We start from the raw sequence: 26,244 nt of genomic DNA, 5'->3' as shown, positions 1-26,244 counted from the left end.
AATTAGGAAGAGATATGTTTGAAAATCAATACATAAAACAAAGAATCCAAAAGGCACAAGACCTCAGAGATATGGGTAAAAACCCCTATCGCAATGACGCAAACAAGACAATCTCCCATCTTGAATTTATCCAAAAATTTGACTATCTCAAAAATGTGCAAGACCCCCAAGACTCCAAAGATACGACACAAACATACGCCATTGCTGGGCGTGTGAAGTTTTTGCGTTTGATGGGTAAGGCGTGTTTTATCAAAATCGAAGACGCAAGCCAAACGCTCCAAGCCTATCTCTCTCAAAACGATCTCCAAGAAGAATTCAATACCATCAAAAAAACCCTTGAAGTCGGCGATATTGTCAATGTCTATGGCTATCCATTTGTAACCAAAACAGGCGAACTCAGTATCCACGCCCTCGATTTTAAAATCCTCACTAAATCCATCATTCCCCTACCGGAGAAATTCCACGGACTCACAGATATTGAACTGCGCTATCGCCAACGATACCTCGACCTCATCGCCAATCCCAACATCAAGGCAGTGTTTGAAACCCGCAGCCGCATTATCTCTAGCATACGAAAATTTTTTGAACAAGAGGGGTTTTTAGAAGTAGAAACGCCTATGCTCCACCCTATCCCTGGCGGGGCAAATGCAAAACCTTTTGTCACACACCACAACGCACTTGGTGTCGAGCGCTATTTACGGATTGCCCCTGAGCTTTATCTCAAACGCCTGATTGTCGGAGGCTTTGAAGCTGTGTTTGAAATCAACAGAAATTTCAGAAATGAGGGCATGGACCACTCGCACAATCCTGAATTCACAATGATTGAATTTTATTGGGCATATAAAACTTACAAAGACCTCATCGCACTCACTCAAAAGCTTTTTTCCTATCTCCTCGCCCAACTCAACCTACCCCAGAAAATCCCTTATGGAGAGCATACAATTGATTTTGGAAATTTCAAAATTATCCCCTATAAACAAGCTTTAGAAACAATCGGTGGGATAGAAAAAGCCATCATCGATGACCCCGTTCAACTCAAAAATTTTCTGCAAAGCCATCAAATCAAAATCGATACCAATATGACCTATGGCAAGCTCCTCACTGAAGCCTTTGATACATTTGTAGAAGCCAAGCTCATTGACCCTACATTTATCACACAATACCCCATCGATATCAGCCCTCTAGCTAGACGCAATGACACAGACCCTCAAATCGCTGATCGCTTTGAGCTTTTCATCGGAGGGAGAGAAATCGCTAATGGTTTCAGCGAGCTCAATGACCCACTCGATCAATTAGAGCGATTCAAAGCACAAGTCAAAGCCAAAGACGCTGGCGATGAAGAAGCGCAATATATGGACGAAGACTATGTCTGGGCATTGGGCTATGGCATGCCCCCTACAGCAGGGCAAGGGATTGGGATTGATAGGCTAGTCATGCTACTCACAAACGCTAAAACCATCAAAGATGTGATCCTCTTCCCTGCGATGAAACCCTCCAAAATAGACTATGAAGCCTCAATCACACAAGAAAAGGAATAATATGGATTATTTTATGCAACACTCAGACAAAGAGGTCTTTGACCTTATCCAAAAAGAACTCCAAAGACAAAACGACCATCTTGAGATGATAGCAAGTGAAAACTACACTTTCCCTAGCGTGATGGAAGCGATGGGGAGCGTGCTGACTAACAAATACGCAGAGGGCTATCCTGCCAAAAGGTATTATGGGGGCTGTGAATATGTCGATGGGATCGAAACTATCGCAATTGAACGTGCTAAAAAACTCTTTGGCTGTGCATTTGCTAATGTCCAGCCCCACTCAGGCAGTCAAGCCAATGGCGCTGTGTATGCAGCCTTACTCAAGCCCTATGACAAAATACTTGGTATGGACTTAAGCCATGGGGGGCATTTGACACATGGCGCTAAGGTGAGTGTGACAGGGCAAACTTATCAAAGCTTTTTTTATGGCGTGGAGCTAGATGGGAGGATTGATTATGACAAGGTCGCACAATGCGCCCAACTCATCAAGCCCAAGCTCATTGTATGCGGATTCTCTGCTTATACTCGCGAGCTAGATTTCAAGAGATTCCGAGAGATCGCTGATAGCGTGGGGGCTTTATTGATGGGAGATATAGCCCATATCGCTGGTCTAGTCGTTGCTGGTGAATCCCCCAATCCTTTCCCACACTGCCATATCGTAACGACCACAACACACAAGACTTTGCGCGGGCCTAGAGGAGGGATTATCCTCACTGATGATGAAGAGCTCGCCCAAAAAATCAATAAAGCCGTGTTCCCTGGACTCCAAGGTGGGCCTTTGATGCATACCATCGCAGGCAAGGCTGTAGGCTTTGGCGAAAATCTCAAGCCTGAGTGGAAGACCTATGCCAAACAAGTCAAAGCAAATATCAAAAAACTAGCTTCTGTGTTGATAAATAGGGGCTATAATCTTGTCAGTGGGGGTAGTGACAACCATCTTGTTTTGATGAGCTTCCTCCAAAAACCTTTTAGTGGCAAAGATGCTGATATCGCACTGGGTAATGCAGGGATCACTGTGAATAAAAACACCGTGCCCGGAGAGAACCGCAGTCCTTTTGTAACAAGTGGTATCCGTGTGGGATCGCCTGCTTTGACCTCTAGGGGTATGCGAGAGGGTGAGTTTGAATGGATAGGCAATAAAATGGCTGATATTTTAGACGATATCAACAACACAGCCCTCCAAGCGCGTATCAAAGAAGAAATCAAACAACTCACAAAGGGATTCAAAGTCTATGACAAACCTATTTTTTAAAGTGGCTCTATGAGGGAAATGGATTTAAATCTTATCAAAATGCAAACCACCCATTATTACCAGAAAAAAGAGGGCTTGGGCGTGAAAAGTGTCCATTTGGGTCGGGTATTTTTTGATAAGTTTGAACGCGTAGATGCGATGCTGACTAGCTCTTTGATCCAAAGGCATTTGAAAAAAGAGATTGTGATCGCACATAATTTGATATTCCATACCAATCAGGTTGAAAATATCGTATTTGACTATAATGGTAGAGATACACAAAAGTTCTACCACAGAGCCCAACTCATGCTCAGAGAAGAGGGTTTTATGAATTTTACAGCCTTTTGTTCTAAAACACCTGGCCATCTCCATCTCTATATCCATAAAGGCCATACAGATTTGGGCGAGGGCAAGCGGCTTGCAAGAAAACTATCCATGAAGCTCTCAATGAGCCTCCCAACACAATGGCGTGTATTTCCCAATGATGAAATGCCCCAAGAATTTAATATTTTGGCCTTGCCTTATGAAATTTATGCAAAAGAACGTGGCGCCTCATGGGCCAAACATCTTTAATCTATTCAAAGGAGTAACAAATGGAAGACAAAAAAGAGTTAAACAAGATTTTACTAGGTGAAGAGGGGGCCGATCGATCGGCTAAGACCAAAAAGATGATTCTATTCGTTGTCATTGCGATTATTGTCGTCTTGATTCTTTTGGTGGTTGTGTTTTTTCTAACGCGCCCTGAACAAAAAGAGCCAATGGCTAATACAGATAGCTCAATCGAAAAAATGGACGCTATGCACAACCCTGCTTTGGATAATAGTTTGGATAGTAATGATGATTTCAACCAAGTCCCCATCGATGATATGTCTAAAACTGAAGAAGAAAATAAATTTGACAAAATTGTCCAAGACATCAAATCCAAGCAACTCGCTAGCAATCCTCCAATCACAAAAGAAAACACACAAGATAGCAAGCAAGAAAAAGCCCCAAGCACACAAACTAGCCCAATAGAAGAAAAAACTACGACCTTACCCAATAACACACAAGACCACATGCAAGCAGGTATTTTAGACCACGCCCAAAACACTCAAGCCAAAAAGCCCACTCCAAGCACACCCAAAGAAACCACCACACCCAAGGCAAAAACAGCCCCTGAAGCCAAAGCCACAAAAGCCCCTGCAAGCAAAGCTACCACGCCAAAGACTGCAAACACAGCCACTGCGCCCAAGGCAAAAGCCCCAGCCAAAGAAGCTAAAAACGGCACACCAGCTACTGCGGGATATTATCTACAAGTGGGAGCTTTCAGCAAAACACCCAATAAAGAGTTTTTAAACAAAATCAGCAAATACAGCTATCGCACCCAAAGCACCATAGATAACAATCAAACCATCACAAAATACCTAATCGGGCCTTATCCCTCAAGAGCAGGGGCTGATAAAGATATCGCTAAAATTACAGCTGATATCACAAAACCTATCCATATCCAAGTCAAATAATCCTGCCCTTTTGGGCTTAAACTTGCTTGAAATTCCCATAAAAAACGAGGAGGGGGTTCAAGCACATTTCACATATTGATATGATTTTGGGGGCTTCACACATACCCCATAAAGGGCGTATTAATATAACTGCGATAAAATGCAAAACAAGACTGCAATGTGGATAATGCTTTCTTTGCCTTTGGCAGCAAGGGCAAACGGGTTTTAAGAAGCTGGATTTTAAGTTTTAAGAATTAGACTTAAGAATAAAGATATATGCAAGGCTTTGGGACAAGAGATTGAGAAAAACAATGGGACTTAAGAAAAGCAATGTTATGTTGTGTCGATAGATTGATGAGTGAGTGAGGACGCAAATATAAATGAAAATCACGATTTTTGGCGGTGGGGCGTGGGGGAGAGCCCTCGCTTTTGCTTTAGGACAAAAAAACGAAATCTCCATCGTTTCAAGGCGAGATATAACTCCAATGCTAACTCCATTGAATAAAAGCTTGGAGCAAAAAAGACGCCCCCCTATCAGACAATGCACACACAAAGAGGGACTAGAAGCTGAGATTTTTGTCATCGCTATCAGTGTGCAAGCCCTCAGAGAGTGGTTTACACAAACAGATTTGGGGCAAAAAAAGGGCGCAAAAATACTCATCGCTAGCAAAGGGATCGAAGAGGGGAGCGGGGCTTTTGTGAGTGAGATCGCCCAAAATTTCTTACCAAAAGAAAATATCTGCTTCCTAGCAGGCCCTAGCTTTGCTAAAGAAGTGGCAATGAGCTTGCCTTGTGCTTTGTGCTTGCACGCTGATGATGCAAGGCTTGCCAATGCTTTTGCTGATATGATGCCAAGTTTTATCAAGCCTTATGTCAAAGATGATGTGATCGGTGGAGAGATTGCAGGGGCGTATAAAAATGTTATCGCTATTGCTGCAGGGATTTGTGATGGCTTAGGGTTGGGGCAAAATGCTAAGGCCTCGCTACTCTCGCGTGGGCTTGTAGAAATCAGTCGATTTGGTGAATATTTTGGGGCAAAGTTACAGACCTTTTTGGGATTATCGGGTGCGGGGGATTTGTTTTTGACAGCTAATTCCTTGCTATCTCGCAACTATCGCGTAGGGCTAGGACTAGCGCAAAATAAGCCCTTAGAGCTTATCTTAGAGGAATTAGGAGAAGTCGCTGAGGGGATCAAAACCTCCAAAGCCATCACGCAAATCGCCCAAAGAGAGGGGATCTATACTCCCATTGCCACAGAGGTGCAAGCTATCATTGGGGGTAAAAGCCCTCTTGAGAGTATGGAAGCATTGATGAAACGATGAAATCACACAATGTGTGTCATTTTGCATACAAAATAAAGGATTCTCATGACAGATGGAAATAGCTTTTCAGATATTTTGCTCAAACTCCAAAACTTCTGGAAAAATCAAGGTTGCTTGATTGTCCAGCCTTATGATATTCCTGCAGGCGCAGGGACTTTCCACCCTGCAACTTTGCTAAAAAGCCTTGATAGCAAGCCTTGGAGTGCTGCTTATGTCGCGCCCTCAAGACGCCCCACAGATGGGCGATATGGCGAAAATCCTAATCGCCTTGGGAGTTACTATCAATTCCAAGTCCTCATCAAACCTAGCCCCGATAATATCCAAGAACTCTATCTCAAAAGCCTCCAAACACTAGGACTCAATAGACAAGAACACGATATTCGTTTTGTCGAGGATAATTGGGAATCGCCCACTTTAGGGGCGTGGGGCTTGGGCTGGGAGGTCTGGCTTGATGGCATGGAGGTCACGCAATTTACCTATTTCCAGCAAGTCGGCTCTATCCCTTGCGATCCCGTGCCTGTAGAGATCACTTATGGTGTGGAGCGCTTGGCGATGTATATCCAAGGGGTGGATTCTATCTTTGATATCCAATGGGTGCAAAAACCCGATGGAGAGAGCGTCTTGTATGCAGATGTGCACGCAGAAGGCGAGTATGAATTCAGCAAATATCATTTTGAAATCGCAGATACACAAATGCTTTTTGATATGTTTGAAAAGACACAAAATGAAGCCAAAAGATGTTTAGAGGCCGCGCTGCCCTTGCCTGCGTATGATTATACGATGTTGAGTTCGCATTTTTTCAATGTCTTAGACGCTAGGAAAGCTATCTCGGTCGCCCAAAGGCAAAACTATATCCTCAAAATCCGTGAAATCGCCAAGGGCTGTGCGACCCTCTATAAAGACCAAGAAGCAGAGCGAGAAAGCCGCACACAAGCCAAAAGACCATAAAATAGGCAAGCCCCCCCCAAGGCAAATCAAGGTCAAATAATGACAAATAAGGCAAAATAAGGTTGAATAAGGTCAAATGATGACAAAAAATACTGAAAATCCACAAGAGTTAGCACCATCAAAATCTGTCAGCACACTCTATGACCTCCTCAACACCCTCTCACCTTTCAATCTCCAAGAGAGCTGGGATCATAGCGGGCTAAACTTAGGGAGTATGCAGCAAGATTTTACAGATATTTATGTCTGCTTAGAAGTCACACTCCCCATCGCAGCCACTATCCCTCCAAAGAGTCTTATCATATCCCACCACCCTCTGTTTTTCAAGCCCATGCAGGGATTTTGCTATGATACTTATCCTGCTAATATCGCTAAAATACTCATACAAAAAGACTGTGCGCTCATCAGCATGCACACCAACTTTGATACCACCCATCTCAATGCTTATTTTGCTACAGAAGTTTTGGGCTTTGATGGATTGCACCAAGATGGAATCGCCTTAAGTGGAGCGATAGAGCCAATCGAATTGACAGCGCTTGTCTATCGCATTAAAGACAGACTTGGTATCAATCCACTCCGATACACACAAGGCTCTTCTATCATAGAATCTGTCGCTATTGTCTGCGGGGCAGGGAGTGCATATCTGTATCAAAACGCCCTCAAAGCAAACTCTTGTCTGATTACAGGGGATATCAAATACCACGATGCGATGATCGCACGCTCGCTCCAGATTAGCTTGATTGATGTGGAGCATTATCAAAGTGAAAAGTTTTTCCCACAAATCATAAAAAGCATTTTGAAAACTAAGGGTTATCAAGCTATAATTAAAGATTGTAACAACCCATTTGCATATCTATAAGGATAAACTATGAACAAACACCTCCAGCAGCTCATACAAATATCAAACCTCGACAAAGATATCGACAGCCTAGAACCACAAATCACGCAAAAAAGAAGCGAGCTTGACAAAGCTATCCGTTCCAAAGAGCTCAAAGAAGCAGAAAGCCAAAATCTCCAAGAAGAGAAAAAAGATTTCAAACTCCAAGTCGCTAGAAACGAACAAACATTAACAGATATGGCCTCTCGTTTAGAGAATATCCATAAAAAAATCTCCGAAGTCCGCTCAGAGCGAGAGCTCAAATCTCTCAATGTCGAAGAAGAGATGATCAAAGAGCAAAGAGAAAATGCCAACAAACAAATACAAAAGCTCGAAGAAGACATAGAAGCAAACACAAAACTCCAAGAAGAAGTGCAAAAAGCTATTCAAACAATCAATGACACGATCGCTACACTTGAAGAAAAAGTAGGGAAAGATATCCAAGCCATCAAAGAAGAGCAGCAAAAAATATTTGCACAAAAGCAAAAACTCATTGTCACAATGGATCAAAAACTCATCGGCTTTTATGAAAAGGTCAGAAAATGGGCGAAAAACACTAGCGTTGTGCCTGTGAGAAAGCAAGCTTGTGGGGGGTGTTTCATCAGAATCAACGATCGCGTATATGCTGAAATCCTCCAAAGCACTGATATCATCACTTGCACCCATTGCGGGAGAATCCTCTATATTGAGGAAACGGTATAGACCTTTTTGATGTTTGGGGTTGTTTATTATCTCATCGCCTTATTTTTTTATGTGCTCTCCTTGCCATTGCTATTGCTAGCAGCATTGAAGTCCAAATACACAGATTCTATCCCTGCGAGATTTTTTCTCAAAGACTTTTCTTTACGCACGCGCCCACATTTTTGGTTCCACGCATGCTCTTATGGTGAAATCAAATCTTTAGAGCCACTCATTGGAGCAATGGGCAATGTGCCTATTTTAATCACAACAACCACACAAACAGGATACGCACTCACAAAACAAACTTATGGCAAGCTCGGATATATCGAAGTCAAGTTTTTGCCTTTTGAGATTTTTATCCCTTTTTGGAAGTCGCAATTATCCCATTTACAGACTCTAGTGGTGACAGAAGCAGAGCTATGGCCCCAGCTTTTTATGACAGCTAAAAAAATAGGGGCTAAAACCATACTCATCAATGCAAGGATTTCCACACGCTCCTATCCCAAATACAAACGATTTGCGTGGATTTATAAAAAAATCTTTGCGTGCATTGATACAATCTATGCCCAAGAATCTCAAGATTTACACAGACTCAAAGCCCTTGGCGCTAAAAGCGTTATTGTCTTTGGTAATCTCAAAATCATCTCCAAGCCAACGCTCACAGCCTCCTATCCCAAAAGCCCCCTTTTAACCATCACAGCAGCTAGCACCCACCCCAAAGAAGAAGAGCCCATCATCAAGGCCTTTTTATCTCTCAAACACTCACGCCCACGCACATGGCTCATCTTAGCCCCCAGACACCCTGAACGTTTTGGTATCGTAGAAAATCTACTCAAAACTCTGCTTGAGGGCAGTGGCTATACCTATAAAGTCTTTTCTGAAACTGGATTTGTGCAAGATTGCGATATTTTGCTTGTCGATACTCTAGGGGAGCTGTGTAATCTCTATGCTATCAGTGATATTGTGATTTTAGGGGGTGCTTTTGCTAAAATCGGAGGACACAATCCCATTGAACCAGCATTTTTCCATACCAAGCTCATCAGTGGTCCCCATATTTTCAATCAAAATGCTTTATTTGAAGCCATTGAGGGCTATACAATCATCGAAATCAAAGACCTCCTAGCAACCCTACTCCAAGAGCAATCACTCCCAAAAGCCTCGATCAAAGATTCACACAACAAGCTCCAAATCCTCCTAGAAGCCATCAAATCCCCCACCCATCGCAACCAAACAAACACATAAAAACCACACCAAAGACACACAAAAGGAACGCACAAATGGAAAAAGCCTATAAACTCCTCAGTATTCAAGAACACATATCCAACAAAAAAGCCAAAGCCCTCATTGATGAGGGGCGCGTGAGCTGCAATGGCAAACAAATCACCATCGCACGCACCGAGCTAGCAAAAACAAGTGTCCTAACCATCGCCCATACACCCACGCCTAAAATCATCTTTGAAGACACACAAATTTTAGCCATCGATAAACCCCCATTTCTTGAAAGCTATCAACTGGCTAAAATGTTTGCAGGCTGGAGTTTGTTGCATCGATTAGACAAAGAAACAAGTGGAGTGATCTTACTCATCAAAGAAAATAGCCCTTTCCATATAGAAGCCAAACAAGCCTTCAAAAAACAAAATGTCTATAAAGAATACCTAGCGCTCACTGAGGGGATCATTGCTGAGGGGTGTGAGATACAAAAGCCCATACTGACCTTAAAAGGCACGCACGCTAAAAGCAAAATCTCTCCTGAGGGGCTTTATGCCCTCACAATAATCAAGCCTTTGAGTATCATCGGTAAAAAGACCTTGCTCCAAGCCATCATCAAAACAGGCCGCACCCATCAAATCCGAGTCCATCTCAAAAGCATTGGGTATCCCATCATCGGTGATACGCTCTATGGTGGCGCAAAAGCTAAGCGCTTGATGTTGCACGCACACAAGATTTCTCTACTCGGCTATGACTTCACCTCGCCTTTACCCAATGACTTCCCCGCCTATTGATTTTAGCCCCTTGACTCAAGCCCCCTTGATTCGACCTTGGGCTAATGCTTAGTGGGCGTTTATCACAATGCAAGCAAGACTTTGATGACAAATACTTCAGACTCAAAAGGTATAATAACCAATCAACTCTAAGCAGAACAAGCAATACCAAGGAGGGCTGATGGCACATATTGAAATTTCACAAACTCCCAAAAATGAGCCCTTTATCCGATGTGTGGGTAAAGTCAAGACAGATGATGAGTTTTTAGAATTCAAAGAAAAAATACGCCCCACAATCCAAGCCCTCAAAAATACCAACGGAGATAAAACGATTTTTATTTTTTTGATTGATTCCTACCCCATCAGCTTACCGATGATAGGCTACCTCCTCAAGCTCAAAGAAAACGATGGGCTAGACTTAAAACTCTATACCAACAGTATCAAACTTTTTGGGTTTTTTCAAACACTTGAGCTCAATGAAAAAATCGAAATTTCTATCAAAAATCTATAAAGGACTCTCTCAATGCCCCAGCTCAGCCAATGGAACGAAATCTACACACACTTTAATCCCATCGCTTTCCATCTCTTTGGACTCCCGATACATTGGTATGGGATTGCTTATGTGCTTTCCTTACTCACTGCCCTTTATATGGCAAAATATTTCATCAAATCCGACCCCAAACGATTCCCCATCACCACTAAAAACCTCGATAGCTATTTTATCTGGGTAGAGATTGGCGTGATTTTAGGGGCTAGGATTGGCTATATCGTGATTTATGAACCCAATAGCTGGTATTATCTCAGCCACCCTTGGCAGATATTCAATCCCTTTGATGCACAAGGCGCGTTCATAGGTATCCGTGGTATGAGCTACCACGGCGCATTGGTGGGATTTTTGATTGCTTCAATCATTTTTGCTTACAAAAAACACCAAAATTTCTTGCTCTATATGGATCTTGTAGCCCTTAGCGTGCCACTGGGCTATGTCTTTGGGCGTGTGGGGAATTTCTTGAATCAAGAGCTTTATGGTCGCGTGATCCCCTCTGATGATGCATGGGGGCAAAAAATCGGTATTGTCGTTGATGGGGCTTTGCGATACCCCAGCCAGCTCATTGAAGCGTTTTTGGAGGGCGTGGTGGTCTTTGTGGTGGTGTGGGGTGCTAAGAAAATCTTTAGGGCACAAGGTGCTTTGATTGTTGTCTATGGTATCGCATATGGGCTCATGCGCTTTCTTGCAGAGTTTTGGCGAGAGCCTGACCCGCAAATGGGCTATTATGTCTTTAGCTTGAGTATGGGACAGATTCTTAGCCTTGTGATGATAGGGTTTTCTTTGGGGCTTTGGGCTTTTATCTGGAGAAAAAGCAAATGATACCTTTGCGGGCATATATATTTTTATCCATCGCTATTTTTGCTGAACTCATCGCTACAATTTCGCTCAAAGCAAGCCTTGGGGCGCTATGGGGATATGGAGTGATGGGGGGCTTTATTATTGGATCGTATTATTTTATGGGGCTTTGCGTGCGGCATATGCCTATAGGGCTAGCTTATGCGATTTGGGAAGTTTTGGGACTTTTGGGGATTGCTGTGGTGGGAGTGTTTGTATTTGACGAAGTCTTGAGTGCGTATCAAAAAATAGGCATTGCATTGGGTATTCTTGGGATTATTCTTATCAACATAGGCACACACACAACGCATACAAAAACACAAGAAGAAATCAAATGAGTGTGTATCTTGTCTTTGTCATCTTAGCTGCGCTTTTAGATATCCTTGCTAATCTTGTGCTCAAAAAATCTGATGGCTTTAAAAATAAATTTCTTGGGATTTTGTGTATGGCTTTGGTGCTGTGTGCGTTTGTCTGCTTAGGTCTAGCGCTCAAAGAAATCCCTTTATCCATTGCTTATTCTACTTGGGGAGCGATTGGGGTGATAGGCACGATACTTGGGGGGTATTATTTCTTTGGAGAGCGTCTGAATCTCTTGGGTAAGCTCGGAGCGATACTTGTGGTGGTAGCTGTAGTTTTGCTCCATATTTGATTTGAGATTTACAAATCCATATCAAAGCCCTTTAAGGGCAAGGGAGTGCAAAAAGGGAGGGGATTATTTGACTGCTTGCTTGATGAGTGAGATACCCTCTAAATGTGCAGGGACACAATCTTGTGTGATGAGCTTTTGAATATCTGAAAGAGTGTATTTTTTGTGGTTATATACCACGATAGCGACCACATCGCCCTTTTGTAAAAATCTCGTTTCTGCAAGATGTGTATAACGCGTAGCGCCGATGGCTACGATGAGCTTAGTGGGATAGCCTGATTCTTTGAGGACATTAGGGAGGTCTTCTAAAACTTGGTGTTCTTTTTGAGTATTGAGCTTGTTTTTTATCCAATCGATGAGTTTTTGATAAAAATAACTATAGCCAACCAACTCGCTATGTTCGCCATATGCCTCTGCCTTGCCATTGATGATAAGAAAAGAAGCGATAGAATAATCATCACAGACCCCCCCTGCGTTGAAATAATCAATAGCAATCTTTTTACCCATTGCCTTAGAGCCGATAGAAAAATTTTTCTTTGCAGAGAGTTTTTTAGCATTTTTATCATTGCGCACTGAAGCGTCATTGAAAGCCATAAAATAATGCGGCACAACAGAAACAACCTTGCCATCTTTGTATTCTAAATCACACTCTAGCGCTACTTCTGGCTCAGCTTGCACCCACAAACTCGTATCTTGAGGCAAAATAATCGACTGATTATCAACACAATAGCGCCCCAATGGTGTCGAGCTCTTAGGAATATAAAAAGGAAAAATCCCCTTAGGGGCGTCTTTTTCCTCACCTACAATATCAGCAAAATCATTGGATTCCCCTGCTTGCTCTAAGTGGTTGGCAAAATTCCCTGCAACACCAAGCCCTAAATAATCTTTCATTATATATTCCTTCACACTTCCTTGAAATTTTGATGGAAATCATAGCAAATTAAAAATAAAATTTGATAAAAAAACGAATTTGATACAGCCAAACTTAAAACTTAATCTATAATATAAAGACACAAAACAAAACAAGGAGATATCATGACAGAGAGCGAACTTTATCAATGGCTTGCACAATATGGGATCCAAACTCCTGCATACAAGGTTGTGGGAATGGAAGAGGAGATTTGTGTGGATTTTTTCCCTGCAGTTTTAAAGATCCAATCCCCCAAAATCGTCCATAAAAGTGATGTAGGTGGAGTGCGGTTACATCTAGGGTCTAATGAAGAACTCACAAAAGCCAGAGAAGAAATGAAAAAAGAAATCCAAGAAGTCCATAAAATCCCTCTGGATCATCACGATTGTTTCATAATTACCCAAATGGTCAATGGAGAGGAATTATACATCGGTTCAGTCGAAGATCCTGCTTTTGGAAGTGTGATACTCTTTGGAAAAGGAGGGATTTATTTAGAGCTTTATAAAGATATTTGCTATATCGACTCACAAGCCAAAGAAGCAGAGATTATTCGTGCATTTGAAACGACCAAAATCTCCAAACTCTTTGCAGGCTATCGAGGGAGCAAGCACCCAATGAGCGAGGTTGTCAATTTAGTCCAAAATATCCAAAGGCTCATCTGTGAAAATCCCGATATCAAAGAGCTAGATATCAATCCATTAAAGCTCACTCCTAAAGGGCTTGTAGCTGTAGATGCTCGTATCAAAAGAGAAAGCACCCCCATCAGCAAACCCCACACCTCAAAACGCCCTGATTTTCTCACCAACCATCGTGTCGCTATCATCGGGGCTAGCACAGATAAAACCAAAGCTGGCTATGTGGTAGCAAAAAACTCTCTGGGCTTTAAGGGCGAATTATTTTTTGTCAACCAAAAAGGAGGCGAGCTCTTTGGCAAGCCTTTATTAAAAAGTATCGATGCAATATCTGGCGATATCGATACAGCTGTGCTAGCTATCCCCGCAAAATATGTAATCCCCACAATCCATGACCTCATCAAGCGCAAGCTCAAAAATCTCATTGTCATCACCGCAGGATTCAAAGAAAGTGGCCACGGAGATGAAGAAGAAGAAATCGGCAAACTAGCCTTAGCAAACAATTTCAATGTCCTAGGCCCTAACTGCTTGGGGTATTTCAACGATACCACAAACCTCAATCTCACATTTGGAACAGGCAATCTCAAAAGTGGCTCTTTGGCCTTTATCTCACAATCTGGGGCTGTGTTGGCTGCTTTGATGGATAGTGCTAATGCTTTGGGTATTGGATTTTCCCATATTTTCAGCACAGGCAATGCGATCGATTTAGAGAGCTCTGATCTCATCGCTATGCTCCAAAAAGCCCCTGAAGCCAAGAGTATCTCTATCTATCTTGAGGGTATCAGCAAGGGCAAAGAGCTACTCACACATATTCGCAACTCCCAAAAGCCGATATTTCTTTTCAAATCAGGCAAGAGCGCTGAAGCGGCCAAAGCGGCCTTTTCACATACAGGCAATCTGAGCGGGAATTATGAAATGTTTGCAGGTCTGATGAAAAGCCTTGATGTGCGTGTGGTCGATAATATCGAAGCCTTGATTTTAAAGCCGATATTCCATAATCACAGACAGATTGCTATCATCACCAACGCTGGAGGGCCAGGGACTGTGCTTACAGACGCTATCATCACAAAAGGCAAACAACTCTACACCCTAAAACCCCACGAAATCCAAGCCCTCAATGCAATCCTCCCTGAGCATTGGTCACACAACAATCCCATTGATATCATCGGAGACGCCCTCGCAGATCGCTATCAAGCCGCTTTAGATGTTGTTGATACTTTTGAGGGGATTGATTTTATTTATATGCTCATCACGCCCCAAGATATGACAGAACCCCTCCAAAGCGTGCAAATCCTTGCCCAAAATACCTATAAGCACAAAGTCATACCTATATTGATCGGTGGAGAGATGGTCGAAGAGGCTAAAAAATTCTGCAGAGAAAATAAAATTCTATACTTTGCAAGTATCACAGAAGCAACATCTTTCCTATGATATGCCCCCAATCACCCCAATAAGCCCCAAAGAAGCCCCCCCCCTAGAGAAGCTATAGAGAAGCCCTCTAGAGCCCCAAAGGCTCTAAGGCTTTAATTCTGAAAAACAAAAAATAGGGGCGTGGCGTGGCAAGCCCAAACAACGCCCCCCAAACCCTCATACCCCCACATATTCCCCAAATTCCCATTTGAACCACACTCGCCCAAACCCACATATTCCCACACTTGCCCAAATCCACATACTCGCCCAAATCCCCCATTTAAGCCCCGCTCCCATCAAAGTCCAAAATAAATGTGCTCCCAATACCTAGCTTGCTCACACAAGTGATCTTGATACCATAACGCGCGCACAGCTCTCCGACCAATGCCAAGCCGATACCAAACCCCCCTTGAGAGGTATCACAACGTCGATAACGATCAAAAATCTTATCTATCTCCCTTCCATCAATCCCCACCCCACTATCGCTGATACGCAGGCTTGAAGCTTGGAGTGTTACTTGGATTTTCCCGCCTTTTTTGTTGTATTTGATTGCATTACTCAAAAGATTATCGATAATACATCGGAGCGCGTCTTTGCTCGCATAAATACTTGCAGGCTTTAAGTCTGTGAGTAGCTCTAAGTTTTTATGCACAAGCAATGGCGTGAAAAACTCCAATCTCTGCTCTAAAATCTCTTTGAGGTCTATGTGCGTGTCTTGTCCGATATTTTTAGAAAAACTATAGAGCACGAGATTTTGATAGATATTAGCAATGGTTTTAGCTGCGATATGGATGCGTTCGATTTTTTTGAGATCATCGCTCTTTAGCCCCTCCTTACCCAAACGCTCAATACTCATCAAAATCACGCTTACAGGGGTATTGATCTCGTGTGTGCTGTCTTTGATGAAACGATTGAGCATAGTGATTTTATCTTTCAGCGGGCGCAAAGAAAGCCAGAGCAAGAAATAAGCGACCACGCCCACGCACAACAAGCACAATAAAAGCAATCCCGCAGTCATCAAGCGCAAACTCCAAATCTCAGGGACAATATAAGCGCCTTTCATCACGATCTGATAATCAAAAGATGGCGGGGGCGTGAAAGGATAGATATTTTTATGGTGTTTGTATCGGATCAGAGGATTAAAATCAATCAGCACATAGCCATCAACGACATATGCACCATTTTTACGGATCTTTTTGAATTTCTTTTTATCGAGCTTGAGCCCTAGCCCATCATAAAGCACCTTGCCCGATTTATCATAAATGATAAATTCTAAATTCAAGCCCAATGCCTGCACCTTTTTAAACACAGCCGTATCAAACTTACCACTCCGATCAATAATCCTTGTAAGCCCCACAAAATCCTCACGCAAGTCATTGGCCTTATCGTGGATAATCCCATCATACCCTTTGTTGTAATACAGCCCAAAAAGAATACTCAGAAAAATAAAAGTTGTCAGCAGATAAAGACTCAATATCTTAGTGATGACAGATCGTTCTTCAGCATTTGACATAACAATACCCATTGCCCCTTTGATTGATGATTTTATCCTTGCCAATTAAAAAACGTAAGTTTTTGATATACACACGCAAACTCATATCGCTAGGCTCTTCGCCATACTCCCAAAGCCGCTCAAAAATCTCTTGTTGGCTGATGAATTGATTGGGCTTTTGGAGCAAGATATTCAAAAGCTCGATTTCTTTTTTAGGCAAAAACACAATATCCTTGCCCCTATAGACAAGCTTAGTATGCAGCTCAAAGCGCACGCCATTTCCAAAGTCTTCAAAATCTTCACTGATATGGGCAAATTTGCGTTTCAAAAGCGCATAAATACGCAACAAAAGCTCATTGAGTTCAAAAGGCTTACGGATATAATCATCACAACCACTCTGATAGCCTGCTTGCAGATCTTGCATACTTGAGAGCGAAGTGATAAAAATCGCTGGCGTTTTCTTGCCCGCTTTACGCAGCATATCTAAGACTTCAAAACCATCACCCCCATCAACCATCACATCAAACAAATAAAGATCAAAGTTATTTTCATATCCCAAATCCAAAGCCTCCTTAGCCCCCTCACAATGGCAAACTTCAAGCTGATGTTCGCACAAAAACTCCCGAACAATCTCAGAAAGCAAAAAATCATCTTCCAACAAAAGTATCTTATGCCCCATCACAACCCCTCATCATAGACTCCATACAGACTCAATGATAGACTCAATATAGAAAATTATAGTAATTTACCTTATAATACACAAAAATCATCACAAATTTTAAAGTAAAACAAATGCAAATTGGTATCATCAACTACAATATGGGGAATCTCGCTAGTGTCCAAAACGCCTTCAATGCTGTCGGTGTCCAAGCACAAATCCAAGCCGATGCTGACAAAATCTCTCGATATGACAAACTCATCTTACCGGGTGTGGGGGCTTTTGGCGATGCGATGACAAATCTCAAAACCACAGGTATGCAAGAAGCTATCAAAGACTTTGCTGCTAAGGGGGGCTATATGATGGGGATTTGTCTGGGTATGCAGCTGCTTTTTGAAAAGAGCTTTGAATTTGGCGAACATCAAGGCTTAGGGCTTGTGCGGGGTGAGGTCATCAAATTTAGCGAGCAAAAAAACTTAAAAATCCCCCACATGGGGTGGAACACCTGCCATTTCTCCCCTCAAGGCAAAACACACCCCCTCTTAGCCCATATCCCTGATGGGAGCTATCTCTACTTTGTCCATAGCTATCACGCACTCTGTGCTGACCCAAAAGATCTACTAGCAACTTGCACATATGGCGACCCCTTCCCTGCTATCATCGCTAAAGACAATATCTTAGGACTCCAGCCCCACCCCGAAAAATCCCACCACATAGGCCTAAAAATCTTGAGTCAATTTGCTGCACTTTAGGGGTTAGTTTGAGAGTAAAAATGTTACTTTTTTACAAATAGAGCAATAAATTAGAATAAATTTACTCCTATCAGAAATATTTTTATGTAATAATCTCTGACTATTCAACCAACAAACTACCAAATCTATCAAAAAAGGTCTTCAATGCCATCACAAACTTTAAGCAAAAAACAAAAAATCACTTCTATCATCGCTGCGTCTTCAGGGAATCTCGTAGAGTGGTATGATTTTTATATCTATGCGTTCAGCGCGCATTATTTTGCCCACCATTTTTCTGCATCTTCTAACCCAACCATTGCACTCATTGCAGCGTTTGCTATCTTTGCACTGGGCTTTTTAATGCGGCCGATTGGGAGCTGGCTCTTTGGCTCGCTCGCTGATAAAATCGGTCGCAAAAAATCTATGTTATATTCGATCATCTTAATGGCTATCGGCTCTTTTCTCATCGCTGCCCTACCCACTAAAGCCACACTCGGTGATGGAGCGATTATCCTTTTGCTACTAGCTAGGCTGATTCAAGGCTTGAGTGTCGGAGGAGAATACGGTATCGCAGCGACTTATCTCTCTGAGCTAGGGAGCAAGGGTCATCGGGGATTTTATTCTTCATTTCAATATGTAACGCTCATCGGCGGACAACTGCTTGCTGTTTTTTCTGCTGTGGTGATGGAAATCATCTTTACTCCTGAAGAGCTCGGCGATTATGCTTGGCGGATTCTTTTTGTGTTTGGTGGTGTGTTAGCACTGCTCTCGCTGCTAGTCAGAAAAAATATGCACGAGAGCGCAAATGTGTATGAGGGCGCTCAAAATATCCAAAAGCACAAAGACAGAGGGAGTCTTAGGGCTTTATGGAAATATAAAAAGCCCTTTTTGATGATCTTGGGCTTTACAGCTGGTGGCTCGCTTTGTTTTTATACCTTCACAACCTACACAAAAACTTTTATGATCAACACAGCAGGTCTGCACTCTCAAACAGCAAATTATATTATGCTTGGTGCGCTCTTTTGCTATATGCTTTTCCAGCCACTTTTTGGCGCTTTAGGCGATAAAATCGGTCGCAAAAACTCTCTGATTTTATTCTCTGCATTGGGTATCATCGCTACCTATCCAATCTTAAGCACATTAGCAAATATCCAATCCCCTATGGGTGCGTTTTTAATCATCACACTTTCTTTGGTGATTTTGAGTTTTTATACTTCAGTCGCAGGGGTGATTAAAGCTGAGCTTTTCCCTGTGGAAGTGCGGGCTTTAGGGACGGGGCTTTCTTATGCTATTGGCAATACGCTCTTTGGCGGGACTGCGCCTTATTTTGCCCTGCAGTTCAAAAGCCACGGCATAGAAAATGGATTTTTCATCTATATCATCATCATGCTAGTGCTTTGCTTTGCCATCGCTTGGTGCTTGCCCAAAAAGACCCAACTCGATTGAGTATCGAGGGCTTTCAAAGCACAAGCCATCAAAGCCTTTTTATAAGGTTTTGATAAGGGTTTTATATCGGGATTAGCTCGCCTTTGCGTAAGCGTATGATATTGTCTTTAGTTTTTTGGATCCAAAAGCTCTTTTCTTCAAAGCTCAAATGAGTTTCTTGCAAGAAACTCGAGAGTTTGCGCTGCTGATAGGCCAGTAAAAGCAACAAAAGCTCTTGTTCAAACCCATCTTCTCGCAGCAATAACCCCTCATCAAGGGCAATGCCAATCAAGCCCTCATACTCAAAATCCCCTCTGCAAAGCGCGTCAAACTCTTTGCCCTTATGCACAAAAGCCCGCACATCAACATATTCTATTGCCCGATCTAAAAGCATTCTATCCTCTAAGATATATTTGATCACTAAGCTCTCAAGCCTTGAATCATCTTGCCTTAAAGGATAAGAAGACAAGGGGGATAGGGGTTTGCTAGAGGGTTTGATAGAGGGCTTGCGATAAGCTAGAGATTTAGCATTGCCTTTGTAATGTGTGGTGATAAGATGGGGAGGGACTTTGAGGATTTGGGCTATAAAGCCCTTATATTCTTCTTGCAAAAGTGGCGTGAGTGTGTGCAAAAATTTCAACGCCTCTTGGAGGGCATTTTGCTTTTGCAAAGGATCGTTCAAATCATACCTCTGACCGAGCTGAGTGAGCACAAACTCGATAAAAGGCATAGGCTTGGAAAAAAGTGCTTGGAGGACATCGGTCTTTTTTTGCACAACCATATCAGCAGGATCCAACCCACCCTCAAAAATCACCACACCTCCTGTCTTGCTTTCTTTAGCCAACATCTCTGAAGCCCTCAAGGCCGCATTTATCCCTGCCTTATCCCCATCATAGCTCAAAATAATCTTTGGAGAGCCTTTAGCCAAAAGAGGGAGATGTTCAGAAGTGAGCGCTGTGCCGAGTGTAGCCACTGCTGTATTGAAGCCTGCTTGATGGAGCAAAATCACATCTAAATACCCCTCAGTGATGATGATTTGATTGTATTTATAGATATGCTCTTTAGCGATATGATAGCCATAAAGGAGCTTAGATTTATTGAATTGCTTGCTTTGGGGGGAGTTGATATATTTTGCTAGCCCCTCTTTGAGCGTCCGACCACCAAAGCCCACAACCTTGCCATTGGGCGAGTGGATAGGGAACATAATCCTCTCAGCAAAACGCGCATACACCCGCGCTTGATCCTCACCAAGCACGCCTAATGCGACCAACTCATCTTTAGAAAGCCCATTATCTTGCACAAACCGCACACTCTCAAAACTAGCCCCGCAAAAACCCAAGGTAAATTTTTCAATCGAAGCCTCGCTCACACCCCTTTGCAAAAGATACTCCCTATAAGGTGCTAGCTCCAAAAGGCGTTTGTGATAAAACCTCGCCATTGCTTCTAATAACTTCGAATCATCTTTGCGTAAAATCGTGCTTTTTTCATACTCTAGGGGGTAGTTGCATATTTCAGCAATCTTTTCAACAGCTTCAGCAAAGCTTATTTTTTCATATTCCATCACAAACTTGATCGCATCTCCACCAACCCCGCAGCCATAGCAATGATACAGCCCTTTGGTGCGATTGACAATAAAACTAGGGGTTTTTTCATCGTGGAAAGGACAGCAAGCACTGAAATTACTCCCCACTCTTTTGAGCTCGATATACCCACCGATCACATCGATAATATCGATCACTTGTTTCAAGCCCTCTATAGATAATTGCGTGATCATTTTGTCCCTAGTTTTTTGGTCTAATTTTACCAAGAAATTCCCCTGCTTGCACGCAAAAACTTATCAGATATTGATATATTAATATTTAGTCATATAGACTAATGTTATTTTATATACTTGTTATAACATATTGACTTATTGGATAAAATCTATTATAATAATGGCACTTAAATTTTTTAAGTGCTAATTTCTGGATAAACTTAAATCTTGAATACACAAGGAGAAACACATGAAATTCAAACCATTGGGTGAAAGAATCTTGGTCGAAAGGCTTGAGGAAGAGAACAAAACAAGCTCTGGAATCATTATTCCTGACAATGCTAAAGAAAAACCTCTTATGGGCGTTGTCAAAGCTCTTAGCAAGAAAGTTAGCGATGAGTGCAAGTGCGTGCGTGAGGGCGATACAATTGTTTTTGGCAAATACAAAGGCAGTGAAATCAAACTCGACAACAAAGAATATATTGTGCTCGACTTAGAAGATGTCTTGGGCGTTTTGAGTAAATAAATCTAAAATTCAAATATTAAGGAGTAAAAAATGGCTAGCAAAGAAATCAAATTTTCAGATTCTGCAAGGAATAAACTTTTTGAAGGTGTGAAGCAACTCAGCGACGCTGTCAAGGTAACTATGGGGCCTAGAGGTCGCAATGTCTTGATCCAAAAAAGCTATGGTGCTCCTGCGATCACAAAAGATGGCGTGAGCGTGGCTAAAGAAATCGAATTGGCTGATCCTATCGCTAATATGGGTGCGCAACTTGTCAAAGAAGTTGCTAGTAAAACAGCTGATGCAGCCGGAGATGGCACAACTACAGCTACGGTATTGGCTTATAGTATCTTCAAAGAGGGCTTGCGAAACATCACTGCAGGGGCTAACCCCATCGAAGTCAAAAGAGGTATGGACAAAGCAAGCGAAGCTATCATTGCTGAGCTCAAAAAAGCCAGCAAAAAAGTTGGTGGTAAATCAGAAATCGCTCAAGTCGCTACGATCTCAGCAAACTCTGATGAAAAAATTGGTGCTTTGATTGCTGAAGCAATGGAAAAAGTCGGCAAAGATGGCGTGATCACAGTTGAAGAAGCTAAAGGTATCAATGATGAACTCAGCGTTGTAGAGGGTATGCAGTTTGATCGTGGGTATCTCTCTCCTTATTTTGTCACCAACCCAGAGAAGATGACTACTCAGCTTGAAAATGCCTATGTCCTTTTAACAGACAAAAAAATCTCAAGTATGAAAGATATTCTGCCTTTGCTTGAAGCGACAATGAAAGGGGGCAAGCCACTACTGATTATCGCTGAAGATATCGAGGGTGAAGCACTCACCACACTTGTAGTCAATAAACTTCGAGGTGTCTTAAATGTCGCAGCTATCAAGGCTCCGGGTTTTGGTGACAGACGCAAAGAAATGCTCAAAGATATTGCTGTCCTCACAGGCGGTCAAGTCATCTCTGAAGAGCTTGGCAAAACTCTAGAAAACGCACAAATCAGCGATCTTGGTCAAGCTGCGCGTATCGTTATCGACAAAGACAATACAACTATCGTCGATGGCAAAGGCAGCAAAAACGAAGTCAAAGATCGTGTCGCACAGATCAAAACTCAAATCGAAGCCACTACCAGTGATTATGACAGAGAAAAACTCCAAGAAAGACTTGCAAAGCTTAGCGGTGGGGTTGCTGTTATCAAAGTAGGTGCGGCCTCTGAAGTAGAAATGAAAGAGAAAAAAGATCGTGTCGATGATGCCCTCTCAGCAACTAAAGCTGCTGTAGAAGAAGGGATCGTTATCGGTGGGGGTGCAGCGCTTATCCGTGCAGCACAAAAAGTCAAGCTCAAACTCACAGATGATGAGCTCATTGGCTATGAAATCATCAAACGCGCTATCAAAGCTCCCCTTGCACAAATCGCTTCTAATGCGGGCTATGACGCAGGTGTTGTGGTCAATGAAGTGGAAAAAGGCAAAGAATCTTTTGGTTTCAACGCAAGCAATGGCGAATATGTCGATATGTTTAAAGTCGGTATTATCGACCCACTCAAAGTCGCTAGAGTAGCACTCCAAAATGCTGTATCTGTATCGAGCTTGCTCTTGACAACTGAAGCAACTGTCAATGAAATCAAAGAAGACAAGCCAGCCCCAGCAATGCCTGATATGGGTGGAATGGGCGGTATGGGTGGCATGGGTGGCATGATGTAATACCCCCTTGCTTACAAGCAAAACCACGCTCTTTTCAAACAAGTAGCACTCAAAGCTAGATACAAACTAGCCTTTGGGGCTGCTTTTCACTTCTTTTGATGACTCTTTTATTCCTCTGATTTGAATCTTTTTAATCTCTTATTTTATGCTTGTATCGTGGCTTGTCTATTGTTTATATATGTCTGAGATATTCACTGAAGATGTAAGAGCAAAATCGCTAAAATCACTATCGGAGCGATATAACGAACGATAAAAAACCATAATGCAAATAACCTTGGGGATAAAAAATGCTTACAAAAGCTATACGCCCTCTTCTTGCCTATCACCCAGCTAACAAAAACCATAGAAAACAACCCACCTAAAGGCATGAGCACAGAAGAAGTGATGAAATCTATCCAGCCAAATATATCGCGTCCCCAAAAGCTCAGCACACTCGCATACTGCGCATTGAGTGAAATAATCACCAAAAGCCCAATCACATACACGCCCAAGCTCACCCAAAAAGTCGCTCGAACACGGCTAAAACCAAAGCGATTGATGAGATACATCACAAAAGGCTCAAGCAAAGAAACCGTTGAAGTGATCCCTGCAAATATCAACGCAGCCAAAAACAGCACAGAAATAACATTACCCGCTAATCCCATGGCCGCAAACACCAAAGGCAGCGAAATAAACACAAGCCCCGCACCCTCTTGAGGTGTCCCACCATATTCAAAGATAAAAGTAAATATCATCAAGCCCGCAATCAATGAAATCAAAATCCCTGGCACGACCACCCATAGAGAGCTTTTTAAGAGGTTTTCATCAGATCGCGTGCAAGATGCGTAAGTGATAATAGTCCCAACACCAAGGCTGAGCGAGAAAAATACCTGCCCCAAAGAAGCAATCAAAACATTGAGCGTGATTTTTTCAGGCTGGAAGGCAAACATAAAATCAAAAGCCTTGCCAAATGAGGGCATACCCATCGCATACACCAGCAAACCGATAAAAATCACAAAAAGCAAGGGCATGAGCACAAAATTGAGCTTTTCAATGCCATCTTTGATACCTTTTGATACAATCCACGCCGTTACAAACAAGCACACGCTAAAGCCCCCCACCTGCCAAGCGATACTCTGGTCTTTGAGTGTGCTAAATTGCGCTTGTGATTGCTCCAAGCTCACAGGCAGGTTGAAACTCACGATAAAAAGATAATACAGCACCCAGCCTAGCACCACAGCATAAAACGATAAAACAAGAGGCCCACCTATCAAAAAAATCCCGCTGATCCTCCAGCATTGATAAGGGCTTGTATCGAGCTTTTTATAGCAACTCACAGCGTCTTTTCGCCCTTGATTGCCAATCATCATATCAGCTAAAAGCATCGATACGCCCACTGAGAGAGTCAAGAACAAATACAGCACCACAAAGGCACTCCCACCATTGCTCCCAGCCATATACGGAAAACGCCAGATATGCCCTAAGCCAATCGAGCTACCCAAAGTCGCTAAGATAAAACCAAATTTTGAAAAATTAGCCAAAACAGACCTTTATGCAAATATCTCTAAGATTTTAGCAAGCCAAATCACAAGCACCACCAAAGGCGCAATATAACGCAAGATAAAATACCACAACGCAAACATCTTCGGGGATAAAAAATGCGCACTCAAAGCATACACCCTCTCTCTGCCTATCACCCAGCCGACAAATACCACAGACAAGAACCCACCTAAGGGCATTACGATTGCTGAAGAAGAAAAATCCACCCAATCAAACAAGCTTTTATGGAAATATGTCAGAGAAGGCGCATAATCTTTATTGAGCGATAATATCAAAAGCAAGCCGCAGATATAAATCGCTAGCACCACAAGCCAAGTCGCACTAAATCGCTTGATTTTGAATCTATCGATGATATACATCACAGAGGGCTCTAGCAGAGAGATTGTTGAAGTGATCCCTGCAAAGCCCAAGGCACACAAAAACAGCACAGAAATGACATTACCCACCAAGCCCATCTTTCCAAACACCAAAGGCAGCGAAACAAAGACAAGCCCTGGTCCTTGAGAAACTTGTGCACCATATTCAAAAACAAAGGTAAATATCATCAAGCCCGCAATCAATGAAATCAAAATCCCAGGCACGACCACCCATATCGCACTTTTGAGGAGGTTTTGCTTTTTGTGTGTGGAGGCTGCATAAGTGATGATAATCCCCACACCAAGGCTGAGCGAGAAAAATACCTGCCCCAAAGAGGCGACCAAAACATTTGTCGTGATGTCTTCTAAGCGGAAAGCAAACATAAAATCAAAAGCCTTGCCAAATGAGGGCATACCCATCGCATACACCAGCAAACCGATAAAAATCACAAAAAGCAAGGGCATGAGCACAAAATTGAGCTTTTCAATGCCATCTTTGATACCTCTTGATACGACCCAGCCCGTAATCGCTAGCACGCCAGAAAAGCCCAAAATCTGCGACCAAAGCCCATCGCTCAAAAGATGATTGAAACGCATTTCAGACGCACTGATTTCTTGAGGCAAGTCAAAACTCACGACAAAAAGATAATACAGCACCCAGCCGAGCACGATCGAATAAAATGTCAAAATAAAAGGCCCACCAATGAGCGTGATACCCGCATAGCCCCATCGCTTTTTAGGGCTAGGATCTAGGGCTTTGAAGGCTTCTGTTGTGTTTGTCTTTGTGCTATGGCCAATCACCATCTCTGCAACCAACATCGCCACCCCGATACTCAAAGAGAGGAACAAAAACAAAATCACAAAGCCCCCGCCCCCACTCACACCAGCCATATACGGAAAGCGCCAGATATGCCCTAAGCCAATCGAGCTGCCTAAAGTCGCTAAGATAAAACCAAATTTTGAAAAATTACTCATTGTTGCTGCCCTAGATAAAATATCGTGAAAATAAAGTATAGTGAAAATGAAACAAATAGTATACAAAATTATGCGTGAA

At 42.6% G+C, this 26,244-nt stretch carries 25 protein-coding genes and 1 pseudogene; 19 read left to right on the top strand and 7 right to left on the bottom strand.

Annotated elements, in window-relative coordinates; translation table 11 throughout:
• Positions 1–14: 14 nt before the first annotated feature.
• The 14 genes from lysS (at position 15) to BKH46_RS07265 (ending at position 12,087) form a co-directional block, all read left to right on the top strand.
• Positions 15–1,538, top strand: coding sequence for a lysine--tRNA ligase (gene lysS, locus BKH46_RS07330; protein WP_095226184.1), 1,524 nt, complete (start codon positions 15–17; stop codon positions 1,536–1,538).
• Position 1,539: 1 nt separating this feature from the next.
• Complete coding sequence (locus BKH46_RS07325) at positions 1,540–2,790, top strand: serine hydroxymethyltransferase (RefSeq protein ID WP_095226183.1); 1,251 nt, start codon at positions 1,540–1,542, stop codon at positions 2,788–2,790.
• A 9-nt stretch (positions 2,791–2,799) separates the two neighbouring features.
• Positions 2,800–3,342 (top strand): DUF1882 domain-containing protein, encoded by a 543-nt coding sequence (locus BKH46_RS07320; RefSeq protein ID WP_095226182.1) that lies wholly within the window; start codon positions 2,800–2,802, stop codon positions 3,340–3,342.
• A gap of 20 nt (positions 3,343–3,362) precedes the next feature.
• On the top strand, positions 3,363–4,268 hold the full coding sequence (locus BKH46_RS07315) for an SPOR domain-containing protein (RefSeq protein ID WP_095226181.1): 906 nt from the start codon (positions 3,363–3,365) through the stop codon (positions 4,266–4,268).
• Positions 4,269–4,627: 359 nt separating this feature from the next.
• Positions 4,628–5,569 carry an NAD(P)H-dependent glycerol-3-phosphate dehydrogenase gene (locus tag BKH46_RS07310; RefSeq protein WP_095226180.1) on the top strand — a complete coding sequence of 314 codons (942 nt, stop codon included), beginning with the start codon at positions 4,628–4,630 and terminating at the stop codon, positions 5,567–5,569.
• Positions 5,570–5,614: 45 nt separating this feature from the next.
• Positions 5,615–6,517 carry a glycine--tRNA ligase subunit alpha gene (gene glyQ, locus BKH46_RS07305; RefSeq protein ID WP_095226179.1) on the top strand — a complete coding sequence of 301 codons (903 nt, stop codon included), beginning with the start codon at positions 5,615–5,617 and terminating at the stop codon, positions 6,515–6,517.
• A 79-nt stretch (positions 6,518–6,596) separates the two neighbouring features.
• Positions 6,597–7,373, top strand: coding sequence for a Nif3-like dinuclear metal center hexameric protein (locus tag BKH46_RS07300; RefSeq protein WP_095226178.1), 777 nt, complete (start codon positions 6,597–6,599; stop codon positions 7,371–7,373).
• 9 nt (positions 7,374–7,382) lie between these two features.
• The gene (locus BKH46_RS07295) at positions 7,383–8,093 is read left to right on the top strand and encodes a zinc ribbon domain-containing protein (protein WP_095226177.1); all 711 of its coding nucleotides are present in this window, start codon (positions 7,383–7,385) and stop codon (positions 8,091–8,093) included.
• A gap of 9 nt (positions 8,094–8,102) precedes the next feature.
• Positions 8,103–9,314 (top strand): lipid IV(A) 3-deoxy-D-manno-octulosonic acid transferase, encoded by a 1,212-nt coding sequence (gene waaA / locus BKH46_RS07290; protein WP_095226176.1) that lies wholly within the window; start codon positions 8,103–8,105, stop codon positions 9,312–9,314.
• A 35-nt stretch (positions 9,315–9,349) separates the two neighbouring features.
• On the top strand, positions 9,350–10,075 hold the full coding sequence (locus BKH46_RS07285) for an RluA family pseudouridine synthase (RefSeq protein WP_095226175.1): 726 nt from the start codon (positions 9,350–9,352) through the stop codon (positions 10,073–10,075).
• A 160-nt stretch (positions 10,076–10,235) separates the two neighbouring features.
• Positions 10,236–10,565 (top strand): hypothetical protein, encoded by a 330-nt coding sequence (locus BKH46_RS07280; protein WP_095226174.1) that lies wholly within the window; start codon positions 10,236–10,238, stop codon positions 10,563–10,565.
• Positions 10,566–10,577: 12 nt separating this feature from the next.
• Positions 10,578–11,423 carry a prolipoprotein diacylglyceryl transferase gene (gene lgt, locus BKH46_RS07275; protein WP_095226173.1) on the top strand — a complete coding sequence of 282 codons (846 nt, stop codon included), beginning with the start codon at positions 10,578–10,580 and terminating at the stop codon, positions 11,421–11,423.
• Complete coding sequence (locus tag BKH46_RS07270; RefSeq protein ID WP_095226172.1) at positions 11,420–11,776, top strand: SMR family transporter; 357 nt, start codon at positions 11,420–11,422, stop codon at positions 11,774–11,776. The genes lgt and BKH46_RS07270 overlap by 4 nt, the downstream gene beginning before the upstream one ends.
• A 2-nt stretch (positions 11,777–11,778) precedes the next feature.
• The gene (locus tag BKH46_RS07265) at positions 11,779–12,087 is read left to right on the top strand and encodes an SMR family transporter (protein WP_253248332.1); all 309 of its coding nucleotides are present in this window, start codon (positions 11,779–11,781) and stop codon (positions 12,085–12,087) included.
• Between the two features lie 63 nt (positions 12,088–12,150).
• Here BKH46_RS07265 and BKH46_RS07260 read toward each other — a convergent pair whose 3' ends face one another.
• A complete protein-coding gene (locus tag BKH46_RS07260) occupies positions 12,151–12,975 on the bottom strand; it encodes a DUF5718 family protein (protein ID WP_095226170.1) in 825 nt (274 codons plus the stop codon).
• 141 nt (positions 12,976–13,116) lie between these two features.
• Here BKH46_RS07260 and BKH46_RS07255 point away from each other — a divergent pair, with 141 nt between their 5' ends.
• On the top strand, positions 13,117–15,057 hold the full coding sequence (locus BKH46_RS07255; protein ID WP_343286601.1) for an acetate--CoA ligase family protein: 1,941 nt from the start codon (positions 13,117–13,119) through the stop codon (positions 15,055–15,057).
• 67 nt (positions 15,058–15,124) lie between these two features.
• On the opposite strand, the gene BKH46_RS07250 is transcribed toward BKH46_RS07255, so the two are convergent.
• From BKH46_RS07250 to BKH46_RS07240, 3 genes are read right to left on the bottom strand one after another with little or no spacing between them, the layout of a single operon-like run.
• Entirely contained in the window at positions 15,125–15,316 is a 192-nt protein-coding gene (locus BKH46_RS07250; protein WP_095226168.1) for a hypothetical protein, read from the bottom strand.
• Positions 15,317–16,561, bottom strand: coding sequence for a HAMP domain-containing sensor histidine kinase (locus BKH46_RS07245; protein WP_095226167.1), 1,245 nt, complete (start codon positions 16,559–16,561; stop codon positions 15,317–15,319).
• Entirely contained in the window at positions 16,536–17,207 is a 672-nt protein-coding gene (locus BKH46_RS07240) for a response regulator transcription factor (RefSeq protein ID WP_095226166.1), read from the bottom strand. Before BKH46_RS07240 ends, BKH46_RS07245 begins: the two co-directional genes overlap by 26 nt.
• A gap of 113 nt (positions 17,208–17,320) precedes the next feature.
• Between BKH46_RS07240 and hisH the strand changes: the two genes are divergently transcribed.
• Both hisH and BKH46_RS07230 read left to right on the top strand, forming a co-directional pair.
• Entirely contained in the window at positions 17,321–17,938 is a 618-nt protein-coding gene (gene hisH / locus BKH46_RS07235; protein WP_095226165.1) for an imidazole glycerol phosphate synthase subunit HisH, read from the top strand.
• Positions 17,939–18,082: 144 nt separating this feature from the next.
• Positions 18,083–19,363 carry an MFS transporter gene (locus BKH46_RS07230; RefSeq protein WP_095226164.1) on the top strand — a complete coding sequence of 427 codons (1,281 nt, stop codon included), beginning with the start codon at positions 18,083–18,085 and terminating at the stop codon, positions 19,361–19,363.
• A gap of 61 nt (positions 19,364–19,424) precedes the next feature.
• Here the strand turns inward: BKH46_RS07230 and dnaG are convergent, their stop codons facing one another.
• A complete protein-coding gene (gene dnaG, locus BKH46_RS07225; protein ID WP_095226163.1) occupies positions 19,425–21,116 on the bottom strand; it encodes a DNA primase in 1,692 nt (563 codons plus the stop codon).
• Positions 21,117–21,345: 229 nt separating this feature from the next.
• Between dnaG and groES the strand changes: the two are divergent.
• A pseudogene (gene groES, locus BKH46_RS07220) lies at positions 21,346–21,615 on the top strand (co-chaperone GroES); the annotation flags it as partial.
• A gap of 36 nt (positions 21,616–21,651) precedes the next feature.
• On the top strand, positions 21,652–23,295 hold the full coding sequence (gene groL, locus BKH46_RS07215) for a chaperonin GroEL (RefSeq protein ID WP_095226161.1): 1,644 nt from the start codon (positions 21,652–21,654) through the stop codon (positions 23,293–23,295).
• 191 nt (positions 23,296–23,486) lie between these two features.
• Here the strand turns inward: groL and BKH46_RS07210 are convergent, their stop codons facing one another.
• Both BKH46_RS07210 and BKH46_RS07205 read right to left on the bottom strand, forming a co-directional pair.
• The gene (locus BKH46_RS07210) at positions 23,487–24,815 is read right to left on the bottom strand and encodes a sodium-dependent transporter (RefSeq protein WP_095226160.1); all 1,329 of its coding nucleotides are present in this window, start codon (positions 24,813–24,815) and stop codon (positions 23,487–23,489) included.
• A gap of 9 nt (positions 24,816–24,824) precedes the next feature.
• Entirely contained in the window at positions 24,825–26,165 is a 1,341-nt protein-coding gene (locus BKH46_RS07205; RefSeq protein ID WP_095226159.1) for a sodium-dependent transporter, read from the bottom strand.
• Positions 26,166–26,244 lie beyond the last annotated feature (79 nt).

Origin of the sequence: Helicobacter sp. 12S02634-8, from assembly GCF_002272865.1 — a bacterium.
Lineage (GTDB): Bacteria > Campylobacterota > Campylobacteria > Campylobacterales > Helicobacteraceae > Helicobacter_J.
The sequence above is the reverse complement of the archived record's forward strand: the minus strand, read 5'-3'. Positions and strand labels throughout refer to the sequence as shown.

Excerpts from the sequence above, each read along its gene's own strand:
- BKH46_RS07295 (WP_095226177.1), top strand. The coding sequence starts at position 7,383 with ATGAACAAACACCTCCAGCAGCTCATACAAATATCAAACCTCGACAAA.
- BKH46_RS07285 (WP_095226175.1), top strand. The coding sequence starts at position 9,350 with ATGGAAAAAGCCTATAAACTCCTCAGTATTCAAGAACACATATCCAAC.
- hisH (WP_095226165.1), top strand. The coding sequence starts at position 17,321 with ATGCAAATTGGTATCATCAACTACAATATGGGGAATCTCGCTAGTGTC.
- BKH46_RS07270 (WP_095226172.1), top strand. The coding sequence starts at position 11,420 with ATGATACCTTTGCGGGCATATATATTTTTATCCATCGCTATTTTTGCT.
- BKH46_RS07230 (WP_095226164.1), top strand. The coding sequence starts at position 18,083 with ATGCCATCACAAACTTTAAGCAAAAAACAAAAAATCACTTCTATCATC.
- BKH46_RS07250 (WP_095226168.1), bottom strand. The coding sequence starts at position 15,316 with ATGGGGGATTTGGGCGAGTATGTGGATTTGGGCAAGTGTGGGAATATG.
- BKH46_RS07280 (WP_095226174.1), top strand. The coding sequence starts at position 10,236 with ATGGCACATATTGAAATTTCACAAACTCCCAAAAATGAGCCCTTTATC.
- BKH46_RS07205 (WP_095226159.1), bottom strand. The coding sequence starts at position 26,165 with ATGAGTAATTTTTCAAAATTTGGTTTTATCTTAGCGACTTTAGGCAGC.
- dnaG (WP_095226163.1), bottom strand. The coding sequence starts at position 21,116 with ATGATCACGCAATTATCTATAGAGGGCTTGAAACAAGTGATCGATATT.
- lysS (WP_095226184.1), top strand. The coding sequence starts at position 15 with ATGTTTGAAAATCAATACATAAAACAAAGAATCCAAAAGGCACAAGAC.
- groL (WP_095226161.1), top strand. The coding sequence starts at position 21,652 with ATGGCTAGCAAAGAAATCAAATTTTCAGATTCTGCAAGGAATAAACTT.
- BKH46_RS07245 (WP_095226167.1), bottom strand. The coding sequence starts at position 16,561 with ATGGGTATTGTTATGTCAAATGCTGAAGAACGATCTGTCATCACTAAG.
- lgt (WP_095226173.1), top strand. The coding sequence starts at position 10,578 with ATGCCCCAGCTCAGCCAATGGAACGAAATCTACACACACTTTAATCCC.
- BKH46_RS07315 (WP_095226181.1), top strand. The coding sequence starts at position 3,363 with ATGGAAGACAAAAAAGAGTTAAACAAGATTTTACTAGGTGAAGAGGGG.
- BKH46_RS07320 (WP_095226182.1), top strand. The coding sequence starts at position 2,800 with ATGAGGGAAATGGATTTAAATCTTATCAAAATGCAAACCACCCATTAT.
- BKH46_RS07300 (WP_095226178.1), top strand. The coding sequence starts at position 6,597 with ATGACAAAAAATACTGAAAATCCACAAGAGTTAGCACCATCAAAATCT.
- waaA (WP_095226176.1), top strand. The coding sequence starts at position 8,103 with ATGTTTGGGGTTGTTTATTATCTCATCGCCTTATTTTTTTATGTGCTC.
- BKH46_RS07260 (WP_095226170.1), bottom strand. The coding sequence starts at position 12,975 with ATGAAAGATTATTTAGGGCTTGGTGTTGCAGGGAATTTTGCCAACCAC.
- BKH46_RS07325 (WP_095226183.1), top strand. The coding sequence starts at position 1,540 with ATGGATTATTTTATGCAACACTCAGACAAAGAGGTCTTTGACCTTATC.
- glyQ (WP_095226179.1), top strand. The coding sequence starts at position 5,615 with ATGACAGATGGAAATAGCTTTTCAGATATTTTGCTCAAACTCCAAAAC.
- BKH46_RS07310 (WP_095226180.1), top strand. The coding sequence starts at position 4,628 with ATGAAAATCACGATTTTTGGCGGTGGGGCGTGGGGGAGAGCCCTCGCT.
- BKH46_RS07240 (WP_095226166.1), bottom strand. The coding sequence starts at position 17,207 with ATGGGGCATAAGATACTTTTGTTGGAAGATGATTTTTTGCTTTCTGAG.